This is a genomic window from Clostridioides sp. ZZV14-6345 (assembly GCF_020657775.1).
GTDB lineage: Bacteria > Bacillota > Clostridia > Peptostreptococcales > Peptostreptococcaceae > Clostridioides > Clostridioides difficile_D.
Genome location: NZ_JAGWCX010000079.1, coordinates 1 through 16,908 on the forward strand (window position 1 = coordinate 1; position 16,908 = coordinate 16,908).

Annotated in this window: 16 protein-coding genes and 1 pseudogene; all 17 read right to left on the reverse strand. The window is 30.2% G+C overall.

Annotated features, from left to right (window positions below; genetic code table 11):
• Positions 1–231: 231 nt before the first annotated feature.
• Positions 232–525: a hypothetical protein gene (locus KGF39_RS16735; protein WP_227823163.1), complete on the reverse strand. Its 294-nt coding sequence runs from the start codon at positions 523–525 to the stop codon at positions 232–234.
• Between the two features lie 30 nt (positions 526–555).
• Positions 556–1,095: a hypoxanthine phosphoribosyltransferase gene (hpt, locus tag KGF39_RS16740; protein WP_227823164.1), complete on the reverse strand. Its 540-nt coding sequence runs from the start codon at positions 1,093–1,095 to the stop codon at positions 556–558.
• Positions 1,096–1,356: 261 nt separating this feature from the next.
• Positions 1,357–2,664 carry an L-serine ammonia-lyase, iron-sulfur-dependent, subunit alpha gene (locus KGF39_RS16745; protein ID WP_227823165.1) on the reverse strand — a complete coding sequence of 436 codons (1,308 nt, stop codon included), beginning with the start codon at positions 2,662–2,664 and terminating at the stop codon, positions 1,357–1,359.
• Between the two features lie 30 nt (positions 2,665–2,694).
• Complete coding sequence (locus KGF39_RS19980; RefSeq protein WP_255643577.1) at positions 2,695–2,823, reverse strand: hypothetical protein; 129 nt, start codon at positions 2,821–2,823, stop codon at positions 2,695–2,697.
• Between the two features lie 309 nt (positions 2,824–3,132).
• Positions 3,133–4,908 carry a sigma 54-interacting transcriptional regulator gene (locus KGF39_RS16750; protein WP_227823166.1) on the reverse strand — a complete coding sequence of 592 codons (1,776 nt, stop codon included), beginning with the start codon at positions 4,906–4,908 and terminating at the stop codon, positions 3,133–3,135.
• A 211-nt stretch (positions 4,909–5,119) separates the two neighbouring features.
• Complete coding sequence (locus tag KGF39_RS16755) at positions 5,120–5,689, reverse strand: methyltransferase domain-containing protein (RefSeq protein ID WP_227823167.1); 570 nt, start codon at positions 5,687–5,689, stop codon at positions 5,120–5,122.
• A 183-nt stretch (positions 5,690–5,872) separates the two neighbouring features.
• Complete coding sequence (locus KGF39_RS16760) at positions 5,873–6,508, reverse strand: single-stranded DNA-binding protein (protein WP_003422086.1); 636 nt, start codon at positions 6,506–6,508, stop codon at positions 5,873–5,875.
• Positions 6,509–7,175: 667 nt separating this feature from the next.
• Positions 7,176–8,057, reverse strand: a complete 882-nt coding sequence (locus tag KGF39_RS16765; protein WP_227823168.1) for a TSUP family transporter — start codon at positions 8,055–8,057, stop codon at positions 7,176–7,178.
• 116 nt (positions 8,058–8,173) lie between these two features.
• On the reverse strand, positions 8,174–9,181 hold the full coding sequence (locus KGF39_RS16770; RefSeq protein WP_227823169.1) for a proline racemase: 1,008 nt from the start codon (positions 9,179–9,181) through the stop codon (positions 8,174–8,176).
• Positions 9,182–9,200: 19 nt separating this feature from the next.
• Entirely contained in the window at positions 9,201–9,674 is a 474-nt protein-coding gene (locus KGF39_RS16775) for a glycine/sarcosine/betaine reductase component B subunit (RefSeq protein WP_009898380.1), read from the reverse strand.
• 26 nt (positions 9,675–9,700) lie between these two features.
• Positions 9,701–10,168, reverse strand: a complete 468-nt coding sequence (locus tag KGF39_RS16780) for a glycine/sarcosine/betaine reductase component B subunit (RefSeq protein WP_227823170.1) — start codon at positions 10,166–10,168, stop codon at positions 9,701–9,703.
• Between the two features lie 14 nt (positions 10,169–10,182).
• Positions 10,183–10,941, reverse strand: a complete 759-nt coding sequence (gene prdD, locus KGF39_RS16785; protein WP_227823171.1) for a proline reductase cluster protein PrdD — start codon at positions 10,939–10,941, stop codon at positions 10,183–10,185.
• A gap of 79 nt (positions 10,942–11,020) precedes the next feature.
• Complete coding sequence (prdB, locus tag KGF39_RS16790; RefSeq protein ID WP_077709716.1) at positions 11,021–11,746, reverse strand: D-proline reductase (dithiol) protein PrdB; 726 nt, start codon at positions 11,744–11,746, stop codon at positions 11,021–11,023.
• Between the two features lie 37 nt (positions 11,747–11,783).
• Positions 11,784–12,068 (reverse strand): CBO2463/CBO2479 domain-containing protein, encoded by a 285-nt coding sequence (locus KGF39_RS16795; protein WP_003422102.1) that lies wholly within the window; start codon positions 12,066–12,068, stop codon positions 11,784–11,786.
• Between the two features lie 80 nt (positions 12,069–12,148).
• Positions 12,149–14,026 (reverse strand): D-proline reductase (dithiol) proprotein PrdA, encoded by a 1,878-nt coding sequence (gene prdA / locus KGF39_RS16800; RefSeq protein ID WP_227823172.1) that lies wholly within the window; start codon positions 14,024–14,026, stop codon positions 12,149–12,151.
• Between the two features lie 428 nt (positions 14,027–14,454).
• Positions 14,455–16,215: a sigma-54 dependent transcriptional regulator PrdR gene (gene prdR / locus KGF39_RS16805; RefSeq protein ID WP_227823173.1), complete on the reverse strand. Its 1,761-nt coding sequence runs from the start codon at positions 16,213–16,215 to the stop codon at positions 14,455–14,457.
• Positions 16,216–16,616: 401 nt separating this feature from the next.
• Positions 16,617–16,908 (reverse strand): annotated as a pseudogene (locus KGF39_RS16810) (cell surface protein); the annotation flags it as partial.

Sequence of the window (16,908 nt, forward strand, 5' to 3'; positions counted from 1 at the left end):
TTTGCTCCTGTTGCTCCTGTTATTCCTCTAGGGCCAGTAGGGCCTGTTGGACCCGTAGCACCAGTTGGTCCTGTTGCACCTACATCTTGATATAAGCTTGGAGCTGAAAGACCATTGTAATCACTCATATAATTAATCCTCCTTCTTTTAAAGGTAGAGTAATACTCTATAAATATCGAGTATTCCCCTATATAATTATATGAGTCGACAATTTTTTATGTGAAAATATATCTATTTACTTATATCAACATTTATGCTTTGATTTTTAAACGTTGTTATATTATTCATTTCTTTATTCCAGTCTTCTATTATTGGAGTAATACTTATCTTTTTAACATCCTTTTTAATTTCATACTCTAAAGAAGATTCAAAATAATTACCCTTAGAATAACTTAAGTCATATCCATCTGAACCACCAATTAATTCTAAATTTTTTCCTCTTCCATCTTTAAGCATAAATTCTAGTATCTTTGGCGTATCATCATCTTTATTAAAAAAAGCCTCAACACGATTAATAAAAATCATATTAAGGCATCTACAAAATTATATAATTGCTTATCTATCTTCATCAGTAACATTGAATATATACGGAACATTTCTATAGTAATCACCAAAATCAAATCCATATCCAACTACAAACTTATCTTCTATTTCAAATCCACAATAATCTGGCACTAAATCAACTTTTCTTCTGCTTGGTTTATCCAAAAGAACACAACATTTTAAACTAGCTGGGTTTTTAGCTTTTAGATGTTTCAATACAAAATCCATAGTAAGTGCAGAGTCAGTAATATCATCTACAACCAATACATCATATCCTGCTACATCAGTAGTTACATCTGAAACTACTTTAACCTTTCCAGTACTTTCTTCACTATTTCCATAACTAGATGTAGTCATAAAATTAACTCTAAGAGGTAAATTTATATTTCTAACTAAGTCTGCACAAAATATAAAGCTCCCTTTTAATAAAGATACTACCATAAGATTTTTATCTTTATAATCTTTTTCTATAATTGCTCCTAATTCTTTTAATTTATCTTTAATTTTTTCTTCTGAATACAACACTTCCCATTTTTTTGTTTCTATATCCATAAAAAGACCTCCAATTGTAATAATCCTTCTTAATTTTATAAGAGATTGCTCACTTTTTCAATACTCTTATTCAATATTAGCCAATATTATTGAGTTTTTAAGTACATTCAACAATTATTAACAATGTATCTTATATTTTAAGTAGTTCATATACTAATCCTAAATTACATACTATATATTTTAGACAAAAAAAAGAAAAAACTTGCACTAACAAGTTTTTTCTATTATACATAAATTTATACATAATCATATCTTAAAATACTAGTCAACTTTATTCATATCATTCATTACATTTAAGATTATCTCATCTGTTATAGACATCCCTTTATCACTTACTCTACCTAAGTTTTGTATACTTTGCTCAACACTTGAACCAACTATACCATTTAGTGGTGGTACAAAACAATCTTGCTTAGCTATTATAGCACTTTGTATAGCCGCAGATGCAGCAGAAGATAATTTTAATGCACAACCAGCTTTTGCACCATCACATATCATTCCACTTAAATCGGCTATCATATTTTCTATAGCTCCTTCTATTTGCTTTTCAGTACCATTCATAAGCCAAGAGATACCAGCAGTTGCTCCAGTAGATGCAGCAACACCACATCCACATACAGCAGATAATCTTCCTGTATAGTTCTTAATATAACCAGTTACTAGATGAGATATAGCCAAAGCTTTTGCTAGTCTTTCATCAGATTGTGGGAATTTTTTATTGTAAGCAACTATTGGAAGAATTGCTGTTAAACCATGATTTCCACTACCATTTGAACTCATAACAGGCATTTTTACTCCTGCCATTCTTGCATCTGAAGCTCCAGCAGTCAGCATCATTGCATAATTTATAACATCATTACCTAAAATACCTTCTTCCATAGATTTTTTAATTCCATATCCAACACCAATACCAGTTTTTTGCTTTAATCCATATTCAGCCATTTCTTCATTCATTTTTACTCCATCTAGTAAAAATTCTATATCTTTAAAATCAATGCCTTCTACATTTTTTATTAATTCTTGTATAGTTACAGTGTCCATTAAATTTTCAGCTTTTTCTGCTGTATCACTTGAAGCAGATACTTTTGGTTCATTATCTAATAATACTTCCCCATCTTTTTCTAAAAATGTAAAATTATCATGTTTAGTTCTTATTCTAACTTTAGCAATATGATTTGCTCCTTTTAACACAACTTCTATAAACACTTTCTCTCTTGTATCAGCAGGTGTTATTGATAGAGGAGTATTATCCATATAATCCTCAGCTATTTTAACTTCTTCTTTTGTTAGAGTCTCTAATACACTTAGCCCATTTTCAGAATGACCACCTACTATACCTAAAGCTGCTGCTATTTTTAATCCTAATCTTTCAGTACCTGGTATACCTACGCACATACCATTTTTATAGATACTAGGACTAACTAACATACGATTTTCAACGATTTCTTCTCCTAATAATTCTTTTGCCTTTGCACATGCTAGGGCTAAAGCTACTGGTTCAGTACATCCTACTGCTGGCTTAACTTCTGCCTTTAATATTTCCACCAATTCTTTTCTTATATCTCTCATTATATATAAACCTCCCAATTAAGTTTAGATTTAGTACTCAAATAATTCTATTAAATAATTTCTTATATATATATTTATAGCAAAATACATGCCATATTTTTTATTTCTGTTCATATTTTCAGCATGATATTCTATAATTGTTGATATGACTGCTTCCATATATATTTTTTTTTATTTACATAGAGGATTTATATTTTTTTAAATGGAGAAATGGATGACAATTTCGCAAAAAGACAAAAAAAAATCTCAAAATGAGATTCTATATCATTTTGAGACGAATAATACATATTATTTTTTACCTTTGAAACAATCCTCTGTATTTACATTATCCTTCTTAATAATTTTAACTTTACATCTGATTTTATTTTTTTGGATGCTTATACATCTACTATTTTTATAGACTTCTACTATTTGTTTGTACTTAAATTTTATATAGCTTTATATAGTTTTTATTACATTCTTACATTACTATGAAATTATATTGTATTTTTCAATTTTTCTATACAATGTGGCTCTTGATATTCCAAGTGCCTTTGCTGTTAATTCTTTATCTTTTTTATAATCTTTATATTTATTTAAAGCTTTTATTATCTCAATCTTTTCAAGTTCATCAAGTGGAACTATCCTATCACTTTTAACTTCTAATTCTTCTACAGATGTATTTTTAATTTTTTGAGGAATTACATTCATTGTAATTATCGGAGATGAAGACATATTCACACTATATTCAATAATATTCTGTAATTCTCTTATATTACCTGGCCACTTATATTCAATCATAGAATCGACAACCCTACTATCTATATCAATAACATTTTTATCTAGCTTTTTTGAATACTCTTTAACCATATGCTTGATTATAAGTGGTATATCTTCTTTTCTTTCTCTTAGACTTGGTAGTTTTATAGGTATAACATTTAATCTATAATATAAATCTTCTCTAAAAGTACCATTTTGAACCATTTTTTCTAAATCTTTATTTGTGGCAGCGATAATTCTTACATCTATCAAAACATTTGATTTACTTCCAATCTTGTTAAGCTCTTTTTCTTGTAATACTCTCAATAACTTTGACTGTAAATGCAAACTCATATCTCCTATTTCATCTAAAAAGATACTTCCTTTATGAGCTACTTCAAACATTCCAAGCTTTCCACCTTTTTTAGCCCCAGTAAAAGCACCTTCTTCATATCCAAATAATTCACTCTCTAATAAATTATCTGGTATGGCTGCACAGTTTACAGCTATAAAAGGATTATCTACCCTATTACTATGGTTGTGTATGGCTCTTGCAAAGAGTTCTTTACCTGTTCCACTTTCTCCAGTAATAAGTACTGTCGAAGTTGATTTAGAAGCTATTAAGGCTTCTTTTTTAGAATTTCTTATAGCCACACTTTCTCCAATTATATTTTCCAATTTTATCTTATAATCCTTATTTATCTTATTGTAGTTTTTTATAGCATCTCTTTTATCTATAAAGTCAATAACATATCCTTTTAACTCATTTTTTAATACTATTTTATTGATGTTATATATTCCCTTTGAATCATATCCATACCCCTTATAAAAAAAACTACATGATTTGTCCTTTTTAAAGTTATTTATAGAAGGCTTCTTTATAAAATCTAATTCAACAAATATGTTTTTGCCAGTTATATTATCTTTTATATTAAAAAGCTCTTTAAACTTTGAATTATATTTATCAATCTTGCCATCTACATCAATAGACACAACAGCCTTATCCATATTGTTTAATAGTGTCTCTAATTTTTTCTTTTCTAATTCTAGTTCATACGTTTTAATTTGAGCTTTTAATTTATTAGATATTAAATCTGCCATCTTACCTAAAAAGTTTATAAGACCATTTTTATTATTTTCTATAATCTGTGCTTGCTCTTTTGTAAAGGCTATAAGACCTATAACACCATGAGAATCACCATCACATATAATAGGACAACACACTTCTGCAAACTCTACACAAGCCCCATTCTTATAACATTCTCTACATATATCACTACTCTTTGGGTCATCAATTAGTATTGTAATCTGTTCTGTAAGTGATTTTTTAAAAGCCGTATATTTATCTACTTTCTCACCTATTTTGTCTATATATACTCCTGTACCTGCAATCCTAAATAACTCCTTATTTACTATAGTTACATCTATATTGAGTACTGACACTATAGCTTCAGCTATATTTTGAATATCAGATTTTATATATTCTAAACCTATCATAATCATCATTCCTTATTTTTCTTTAACATGAGTATTTGTCTTATTTCTTTAAGAATCAAGTATATTTTATTTAAAGTAAATTGGATTGACATTAGGATTACAAAGAGCATAACAATTATTATTAACTCATAATTTATTTCCATCTAAACATCTCCTTATAATAAAAGACTAGGCTCAACCTAGTCTTTTATATTATATCCATATTTATATTTTAACTCATTTATCTTCTTTTTCCCACATAAATATATTTTAATTTATTTGACTCTTTAATCATGCCGTCAAAGTTTAATCTTGAAAATATATTGAATACTTCATGTGGATAGTGAATCTTTGTAACGGAACCACAAAACTTATGTTTAAGATAGTTTAACTTAACTTTTAAATTTTTTAAATTTAAATCCTCTAATATAACCTCTCCATTGCCCTTTAATACTCTTTGTATTTCAGATGAAGCTTTTTCACAATCTGTAATAACATTAAATTGGTCTACTATTATTATCTTGTTGAAATGATTATCATCAAATGGTAGAAACTCTAACTTACCTTTAACTACATTGCAATTTTCATTATACACTAAAGAATAACAGACATCTTCATAGTTACTATTCTCCAGTATAGTTACAGAAGTCCCAAGACCTCTCAATCTCTTGCCTAGGTTTCCTATATGACCAACAAGCAATATTTTATCACCTACATTATACTCAATTGTATCCAAAAAACATTCTAATTCATCAGATGTATATTTAGCTTTAACCGGCTGTCTATTTATCTGATATAATATGCTTTTCACAATGCTTCACCTCTTCATTTCCTCAATTATAAATTATGTACAGATTACATTATAATAAATGGAGAGCAACTATTCAAGAGATATTTCATTAGTATTTTTTTAAACAATCTTTATACATTTTAATATGTTATTATATCAAACTTATTAGTATTTTATTCATAAAAATCAGTCTACTTTTTATGCCTATTCATTGTTATTTTCATCCAATTTTTTTATTTTCGATATGGATACTTCATATGCCATTTTTTTAACCACATTATTTTCATCTATCTTTTTCTCATATTCTCTACTTTGAACCCTACCCCAAAGCTGTATCCTGTCTCCAACCTTTAGATTCTTTGCAAACTTAGCATTTCTTCCCCAAACTATTGATGGGATATAGTCAGATTTGTTATAAGGTCTGTTTATAGCCACTAATAAATCGGTTATTTCCCTCCCTAAAGGGGTTTTCCTATACACAGGTTCCTTACATACATATCCATCTAAAAATATACTATTAGGGTCTTTATTTTCCTCATCTATGCTCTTTATTTCTCTGACAAATACTGTAAGCACTAATCTATTTTTATTATTTAACGTTTTATTATATGATCTTAATTGACCTACAACATTGACTAAATTTTGTTTATCAAGGTCAATATCTTGGAGAAGTCTTTCTGATACAGTCATTGGAAGTATATCAAAAGAATCGCTTAGTCTGTTTATTTTTATTTTCATATTATAAAATTTTTCTCCAAATATCTCATGACTAAATTCTAGCTTATTGTCTAACTCCCCTCTTAAGTTTACTACGTTATTCTCATCTTTAACAGCTATCATATTTTATCCCTCCACAATTGTTAATTCTTATATTTCTGGTATCAGCTTATATAATAAATATATTTGTAAGGGATGTATTTTATTACAAATCTTTGAGTGCTGTTTAAAAGTTTTTATTTAGTTATAAATTTCATTTAATATTTTACTTTTATGATTATAAAATTATTATATTTTTATACCACATATACTAATCAAGCTATCTATTTCAGTGTTGGATTAATTACAAAATTCTTATTATATAATTATTAAGTCATATATAACTTAAATTTAACCACTATATACAAGCAATTTCAACAGATTAAATTTATTCAAACAATTCAGATAAGTATTAAGTCACTATAAACTTATTTTTCTCAAGTATAAGTTATAATAGACTTATTATAACTTATACTTTTATTAATCTGTATTAATATATGAACATTTATTGAACTTATTGATTATAAAATTTAAATATTTAGCTTTAAATTATGCTTTAATCCTTAAAAATGCAACAATTTTTACATTAAATCTACTAAATTACTATATATATTGCATAATTGGCATGTTAATTGCTTTATATAATTATAATAAATAAAAAACTGCTCTAAAATATTAATTCAATATTTTAAAGCAGTTTATAATCTTTATTATTAGCTGTAATATTTAATAAACACTAAGTAGTCTTTAACTAAGCAGTCTTTTTGTTTTTATTTGCAGCCATTATCATTGTAGCAGAAGTGTAAGCTATAACAACTATTACTAATGCTTTTAATATATCCATTGGTAAAGTTTTTACTATATATGCAGCTACGAAAACTCCTATTAAACCACAGATAGCTATTATAACTGATGCTTTTTTAGTATACGCATCTTCTTTTATGAATTTCATACTTGCAACTGGCATTAATAATGCACAAGAACCCATAACTATTGGGAACGCAACTTTTGCAGACATTCCTAAGAAGTAAACCATTGCCATACCTGGAGCATATAAACCTATACCAGCTGTCATTAAAGCTCCTAGTATAAAGTTTCCTACTACACCTATTACTAATTTAATACCAGTAAGTCCTAATTCATTTCCTCCACCTGGTAATAAGTTAACCCAAGGATGACCTAATAACATTAATACTGCTGTTAATGCTAGAGTTACACCCATAACAAGTTGTATTTTTCTCTCGTCCATCTTAGCTATTATTCCTGCACCTATGTATGAACCAACAGCTGCTGCCACAACCATAGATACTAGAGTAACACCATCAACTGGTATGATTGATGTAAATATGAATGCTTCTGTAACAACTGGAATAGTATGTGCTACGTTTAATGTACCAGGCATTTTTTTATCTGGTATATTTAATTTTAAAGCTTTTGACATTGCTATTGTTGGAGCAAATGATCCTATTCCTAATGTATCAAAGAAGTCTGTTATAAATCCTGTTACAGCAACTTTTGGAGTACTTTGTTCTTCTAGTTTCCCCTCTTTGTTTGCTTTAGCTACGTCTTTACCAAACACAACTGCAAAGATTGCTGCGAATACTACATATAATGCCTTTAAGATTGCTACCATAATCCATCCTCCTATTTTTTTATTTTTTCATATATTCTGAATCTTATAGCCTAAAAGCTATAGAATAGTAGACAAGTGGCTACTATTCTATTTTAATTTCCCAATTTATTTATTACTTATTTAAGAATAAATCCATGTTTAAGTGGATCTTCTTCATCTATTACAAAATGATTAAATCCAGTTATATAAGCAGAACCAGTTATTTTAGGTACTACAGCATTGAAATCTGCAACTTTAGTTTCCTCAACTATTTCACCTTTGAATAAAGTTCCTAATATACTTTCATATACGAATTTTTCTCCTACTTTTAATTCACCTTTAGCATGTAAAGTAGCTAATTTAGCACTTGTTCCAGTTCCACATGGAGATCTGTCAACTTGACCTTGACCAAATATAACTACGTTTTTGTAAGTAGCTTCTTGATGAGTTGGCTCATCATATATTTCAACTAAGTCTACAGTTTTTATATGAGCTAAAGTTGGATGTTGTATTTCTATTTTCTCGTTTATTATGTCTCTAAGTTTCATAGCTAGCTCAGTTAATTTACCAGCATTTTGAGGTTCTATTTTTAAACCTAATTGACTTGCATGTATTATAGCAAAGAAGCTTCCACCAAATGATATGTCAAATTTAACAGTTCCAACACCTGGTAAGTCAACTTCAACACCTTCTTTATATAAGAAAGCTGGTACGTTTAAGAATGATACTTCTTTAGCTTTTCCATCTACAACTGTAACATCTCCTCTTATTATTCCTGCTGGAGCTTCCATAACTACATGAGTTATAGGTTCTACTGCTGGAACTACACCTGTCTCTATAGCTGCTGTCATAGCTCCTATTGTACCATGGCCACACATATTAAGGTACCCGCCACCGTCCATGAAGATTATTCCAAAGTCAGCATCTGGGCAACAAGGTTGAGTCATTACAGAACCAAACATATCATTATGTCCTCTTGGCTCTAACATTATAGCAGTTCTTAAATAATCTAGATTTTCTTCTAAATATGCTTTTTTCTCAGGCATAGAATTTCCTTTTATATTAGGTATTCCACCTACAACTATTCTAGTTGCTTCACCTGCTGTATGAGAGTCTATAGCTTGTATACTTCTGCTAAATTTCATATCAAATTCCCCCTTAGGTTTATTTTGCGTCTTTACGCATTTTTAATTTTAGGAAAGCCAATGCTTTTTTAACATCAACTTCATCCATGTGATTGTCTCCAACTACTTCTGTTTCTATGTAGCCTGTTGTCTTTTTATAATCAATTATGGTAGCTTTATCTAAATATGGATTGGTAATTACTAGTCCATCTGCTCCCATAATAGTAAGACCTACTGTAGGTATATCTGATTTTACAAACTCTGCTATAGCATTTGTAAAATCAATATGCTGGTTTCCTGCCATATCTAAAGTTATAATCACTCCATCAGGTCGCAATGATTCAATCCATCTTCCAAGTCTAGTTGCTAAAAATGTTTTCCATTCATTGTGCTCTGATGTCCCAACTACAACCACTCCTAACAAGTCTATGTCAGAATCATTATCTATCAAATCTAGTAATGGGTCTCTAAATATATGAAGTGATGTGTTTTTCATTGATGTAGAAATTCCCACAAAACTCATTCCCTTACTTAAATTTTTTATCCGTGTTTTCTCATTTTAAGTTTTAAAAATGCTAAAGCTTTTTTAGCATCTATTTCATTTGTGTTGTTTTCTCCAACAACTTCTGTCTCAATACCTTCTTTTGATTTGTTCATATCAACTATGGTATCCATATATTGATTACTTACAACAAACTTAGCTTGAGTACCATTAAATGTCACTCCAACTACAGGTATATCTCTTTTTCCTATTTCTTCAAATGTGTTAGCGTAATCAACATGTGAGTTTCCCCAACCATCTGATGAAACTATAGCACCATCTACTCTCATGGCTTCTAGCCAAGCGGCCGTTCTTTGTCCCACGAAGGTTTTATTTTCATTTCCATCTGGAGTTCCTACTACTATTACTCCAAGTAAATCTACATCCTTATCACTTTCAATTATGTCTAAAAGTGGGTCTCTAAAGTGATGAAGAGATGTTTCTTTTGTTGAAGGTCCTATTCCCATAATATCCACCTCTCTTAAGTCATAGCTCTAAGGGCACCATCTCTGTATTCATTAGGAGATATAATCATAGGTACATTTCCCATATCTATGATTGATGTTCCTCCTTCAAATCCACTAGGTTCCTTTGAGAATAACTGATTGTCATACATAGCACCTTGACCTGCTATTTGTTTCACTATGACAACCTTTTTTGCATTTGGTCGAATTTTGTCAAAATATTCACGAACTTGAGTAGCATTTCTTCCGTCTTCCATTTTCAAAGACGCTCTTATTTCTTGCATAAAATCATCACATGCTCTAAAAGCTGCAAGTGGAAGTGTTCTTTCAAAAGGTAAACCTCCCTTTAAAGTTACATCTACATGAATTATATAATCTTCAACTGATGGAGTTCCACATCTACCAAACACCATTTGTTCTCTCAAAATTCCCTCTGAAGAACCAAATTCATGCATTTGATTTCCATCTTCATCTGCACCAGTTAACATTACATATACACCAGTTAAAGTATGTGTAATTCCCTCTCCCAGTCTGCCTAAAACTTTGGTTGATATTGGTATAATGTCCATAATAGTATTAATTTCCCTGTCATAATCTCCAGGTTTTATAATGTCTACTTTTATGTCTGTTATTAAATCTTCTCTTTCTTTTATTTCATCTATACTTGATAAATTGATTGTAAGTACATCTTTCTTTATAGAAGTTTTTGAACCGAAATTAACTTTATTCATATGAAACGGTTTTATAACAAGCCTTCTCATTATTTTTTCTTCCATAATATCCACCTTTGTTCTTAAAACCCTTCTCCTAACTGTGTAGGAGAAGGGTTCTATATTTTCAAATATAAATTACATTTTAAACGTGAGCTTTATATTCGTATGGTAATGGAACTATCTTACCAGCAGATGGTATTGCAACTAATTGCTCTAATGTATCTCTTAATATATGTGTTTGCATTTCTATGTTATGTGGTTCACCAGCATTAGCACCCATTGGAACTAATGGAGCAACTGCTCTAGGAGTTCCGTTTTGTCTAACTACTGGAGGAAGAGCTGCTATTATTATTGTAGGTATTCCAGCTTCCTCTATTGCTCTCTGCACGATCACGGCAGTTCTATGGCAAGTACCTCAGCCAGCTGTCATAACTACACCGTCTACTCCCTCTTCCTTAAGTTTAGCAGCGATAGCAGGACCAGTTTCTTCAGTGAAGACATGTTGGTTTCCTCCACCACCCATGAATGCATAGTGCATAGGAGCTACTCCTTTGATAAATCCTTCTGCAGCTAATTCATGTAATCTATCTATAGGGAACATACAGTTTATATCTTTGTTTACATCTCCATTGTCATATCCACCATGTGATACCATCATTTCATCAACTGTAGCTGTATTAGGTATAGCTCTAAATGAAGTATCTCCTGCTAGATTGAATCTCTTGTCAGATTTTAAATGAACACCAGCTGCTGTAGCTAAAGCTATAGTCATATCTTTTAATTCTTTAGTTACAGGAGTCCAAACTGGAGGAGGTGTTATTGGAACGAATATTTCAGATTGAAGTCCTTGTACTGTTGTAAGGCTCATATATTTCCTCTCCCTTCTATTTTCAAACGATTATTTATTATTTTTCTTCTTGCTTTGATTGCATTTCTGCTTGCTTTTCTTTTTCTCTCCTAATATTTTCTACATACTCTTGATTAGGTTCTGGACTTAATACCTCAGGATAGCTTAGCATGAATCCAACTTCTTGACCTATCTTAAGTTCGTAGTCAGTTATAAGCATTCTATTAGGTATTTTAAATTGTCCAAGTCTACCTTTTAGGTCTATAGTTACTCCACCACCTTTGATGTCAACTATAATACCTTCATAAAAAGTCTCTGATGAGATATATTTTAACCTATCCATTATAATTCTACCTCTCTATACTGTTTTAAACTTGGATCTAAATTTATATTATTATCTAAATCTTAGTTGTTATCTAAATTTTAGTTTTCGTCTTTTTCGTATATTTCTCTTCTTTTCTTACTCATTGGTAGAGATTGCTCATTCTCTTCTAATACTATTTTTTCTCCTGTAACTTTTTCTATAGCCTCTATGTTATTTAATTTAACATTTGGATTCCATTTTCTTTCAGGAGCTTTAACTTCTACACCTGATATAGCATTTTTAAGCATTGCCATTATTCTAACAGCATCTTCTGGAGCTAAAGTATTATTAGATAATATTTCATTCTCTATACCTTGCTTAGACTTATTGTTGTCTACCATGTGAGTCATGTATTTATTACCAACAACTAGAGCACCTTGAACAGCTGAGAAACTTACACCAACTACTGGTATACCTCTCATACCTATTTGCTCTATGTGAGATGCGAAGTCTATATGGTTGTTTCCGAAACCTTCAGTAGTTACTACAGCTCCATCAACTTCCATAGCTTCAACTAACATACCTAATCTCTTAGATACATAGAATTTCTCAGCGTTTACTTGTGGAGAACCAACAAATACAACACCTACTAAATCTATTTCTTCATCTTCCATAGCTCTTATTACTAATGGCTCTCTCCAGTAATGTCTTGACATTTCTTTTGATGCAGGTCCTATACAAGTTAATGCATGGATACCACCATCTAATACTTCAAGTGGAGATAATACAACTGGCATGTTTCCTAAGTCAACGTTTGGTTGAGCTCCTAATGTACCAACTGGCTCAACTGGTAATATTAGGTTGTCATGCATTGCACCTTGTCCCATTATTTCTTTTATAACAACAACTTTCTTTTTACCTTCTCTTCTGTATTGCTCTATTACTTCTTCATCAACTACTAAAGAGTTGTCAACTTTCTTTAATGCTTCTCTTATTTCTTGAGTTACATAGTCAAATGCACGGTGAGCAGCTAGAGGTCCTGGTCTTTCCATGTTAGTTCCTGCTTTTATTGTTACTTGACCTTTGATGAATATTTCACCTTTGTCAGCAGCACCTGGTCTACCCCACATCATAGTAGTATTTAACTCACCTTCTGAAGAACCGAATTCACCTATTTGAACTCCATCTTCATCTGTACCAGTTAATACCATTACAGCTCCGTCTATAACTCTTGTTATACCTGAACCTAATTCGCCTTCTTCTTTAGTCGCGATTGGTTGTATATCTAATACAGCTTCACTGTAAGTTTCATATTTATCAGGAGTTATTATTTCTAACTTCATATCTACAACTAACTCTTGAGTTTCATTAGCTTCTTTACATATTTCTTCTGCATTTCTGATGTATAAAGTAGTTCCTTCTATTTTAGTCTCATCAGCAAATTCAACTTTATCTATTTTAAAGTGTTTTTTAGTTAAGCTTCTTAAAAGTTTCTTTTCTTCAACTTTTGGAGCTACTTCTGCTACTTCACTTGCTACTGGAGCAGCAACGTTTGCTGCTGGAGCAACAACTCCTGCTTGACCAGCTACTGATAAAGGTATTTCTAAGCTTATATTCTTACCTTCACCTATGTGTATTTTAACTGTTTCACCTACAACTCCTGTGTTTACTGGAACTACTGCAGCTTCTGCTACTGGAGCTGCTTCTACTACTTCTTCTACTGCTTCTTCTTTAGCCTCTCCTGCTTTGTATCCTTCTACGTTATCTGTAGTCATTGGAGAAAGAGCGTCTAAAGTTTCTTTTAACTTAGCTCCTAGTACTTGACCTATAGTTAATCCATTTTCTGGTATTGTTAATAATCCAGAATCCTCTAAGTCTGCAAATATTGCTGGATCTTCTAAGTTTTCTGGCGCTATAATTGTTCCCGCTTCAAATCTACAACAACAAACTGCTGGGTCATTTGCATGGGCTTGAGCTGTTTCTAAAGTTATTGACATAGTATAAAATACCTCCTTACATTATTTTCTTATTTATTATTTTAAATCTCAATTTCTCAACAGGTAACCCCTTAACTGAGAAATTAAGTAAATTAAAACCTACATAATTTGTTATGATTAATATTATTTTTTTCTCACTTGAAGTCACTTTATATTATAAGCAATTCCTATGCCAACTTATTAACAAAAAGTTTTTTTCTATAATAGATTCTCCATCTATCGCTATTTTTAGCCAAACATTATATAAATATTTATTTAAAATATGTTATTTTTTGTATTTGTAAACATTTTCTCAAATAAAAAAAGTGTCAATTAATCAACACTTTTTTGTTTTTTTTAACATACCCATATATATAATGTTGTTACAAGCATTGGTTTTACTAGCTTTCAAATTAAAGTTTATCATTTTGTCAAAATTTAGTCATGTGTCATATTTTAGACACATCTATTTTATATTGGTCTATCTTATAATACAATGTTGTTCTTGGTATATTTAATATTTTGGCTGCTTTAGCCTTATTTCCATTAGACATTTTAAGTGCCTTCGTTATGTTCTTTATTTCAATCTTTTGAGTTGCCTTAGTCAAATCCAAAGGATACTCTTCTTCTTCAGTACTATTATTTGTAGAATCCATCATATAACTTGGTACATCATCCACATCTATTTTAGAATTTTGGGACAATACAACAATATTTTCAATTGTATTTTTTAATTCTCTGATATTTCCTTTCCATCTATAGTTTTGAAATATATCTATTACATCTTTACTAATTGTAAGAACAGGCTTATTATTTTGTTTGCATATCTCTTCTAGAAAGCTATGAACCAATAATCCTATGTCCTCTTTTCTCTCTCTAAGTGGAGGAATCTTTATCTCCACAACATTTAATCTATAGTATAAATCTTCTCTAAATTTTTCTGCCTTTACCATTTTACCTAAGTCCTTATTGGTAGCTGATATTATTCTAGGATTTATTTTTATTGTAGTATCTCCACCAACTCTTCTTATTTCTTTTTCTTGCAGCACCCTAAGCAATTTAGCCTGCATGCTAAGAGGTAAATCAGCAATTTCATCTAAAAATACAGTTCCATCCTTTGCAAGTTCAAATATACCTATTCGACCTTTTTTGCTTGCTCCAGTAAATGCACCTGATTCATACCCAAAAAACTCACTTTCAAATAGTTCATTTGGTATTGCACTACAGTTAACTGGTATAAATTGACCTTTTCTCTCACTATAATCATGAATAGCTCTTGCAAATACTTCTTTACCTGTACCACTTTCACCCCAGATAAATATACTACTATTCGTTCTAGCTACCTGTTTTGCAACCGCTTTCGATTTTTCCAATTTATAACTTTTACCTAAAATCTTATCAAAACTACCTTTAGATAAATTTTTAACTTCATTTTTTAGATATTTTAATGTATCATTTACTTTTTCAAGCTCAAGAGCTAGTATCTTAGCTTCTGTGACATCAACTTCTGTACATACAACTCCGATAAATTCGTCCTTATAAAATATAGGATTTGCATGAACCAACGCATACATATTTTCTTTTTTATCAGTAAAATACAGGTCACTCATTCCAACTTTGCTATTTAGTACTTTTTCTGAAATAGTGTTTTCCAAAAATTCATTCATCTGTCGACCAACGATGTCTTCAGACTTTATATCATATCTTTCCTCCATAAACTTATTCCACAAGATAACAACACCTTCGTTATTTATAGCACAAATTCCTTCTTTAATTTGACCTATAATATATTTCAAGGTCAATCCATAGTCTTCTAAATGCATATATAGATAATCCCTAATATGCTCTTGTTTTAGAACTCCAATAATTTTATTATCTTTGAGAACAGGAAGAATTCCTATATTTTTTAATATCATTATATCTCTACATTCATCTAAGGTTAAACCTTCGCTGACATATATTACGTCCTTTTTCATTATAAGTTTTACTGTTTGGCCTTCATACTTTTTATGCATCTCATAAAGATTATTTATATCCGTCATGGATATAATGCCTTTTAATTTGCCAGATGAATCTATTACCATTAGAGTTTTTGTGTTGCTTTTTATCATTTCTTTTATTGCATCTTCAATTCTTGTGTCTTCGTCTATAGTTGTAAATTTTGTATCCATTACCTCTTCTACTTTTTTTACTTCTGGTATCGAAAACATAAAGTCCCCCCTTTATAGTAGTACATCATCAGAACTTATTTATATATATTTATTCTAGCATATCATAATAATTATTTATTAGATAATTATTATTAAAATTTCTTAAGTAATTAGTATATAAATTTATATAATCACTTTAAAATTTATAATTAAATTTATACAAATGAAATCAAGTGAATTATACCCTTAGTCTATTATTTTTTCAATACTATTTTCACCTTCAAAACATTTTTCTATTCGCCAAACAATTAATGAACACCTATATCTAATTATAAATTTAAGAATATAATTAAAGTGAATACTTCTAAATAAACCATCTTTACATAAAAAAAGTCTCAAAACGATTTTTAAATCACTTTGAGACAATTTATTTTAAACTTAATAATAAATAATAATCTAGATTAATTTCTTTTTCTTTTACATTGATACGCTAATCCACAAATTGCAATGATACTAATAAATACATATGACATAATCTGAGTTTCATCACCTGTTTTTGGTGATTTTACTACTATATCATCATTTGATGGTACTGGTGGATTTACTACAGTATCATCTGTTGATGATTCTGGTGTCTTTTCCACTGTATTACTTACTGGTGGTACTGGTGGATTTATTACAGTATCATCTGTTGGTGGCACTGGTGGATTTATCACTGCATCATCTGATGGTGGTACTGGTGGATTTATCACT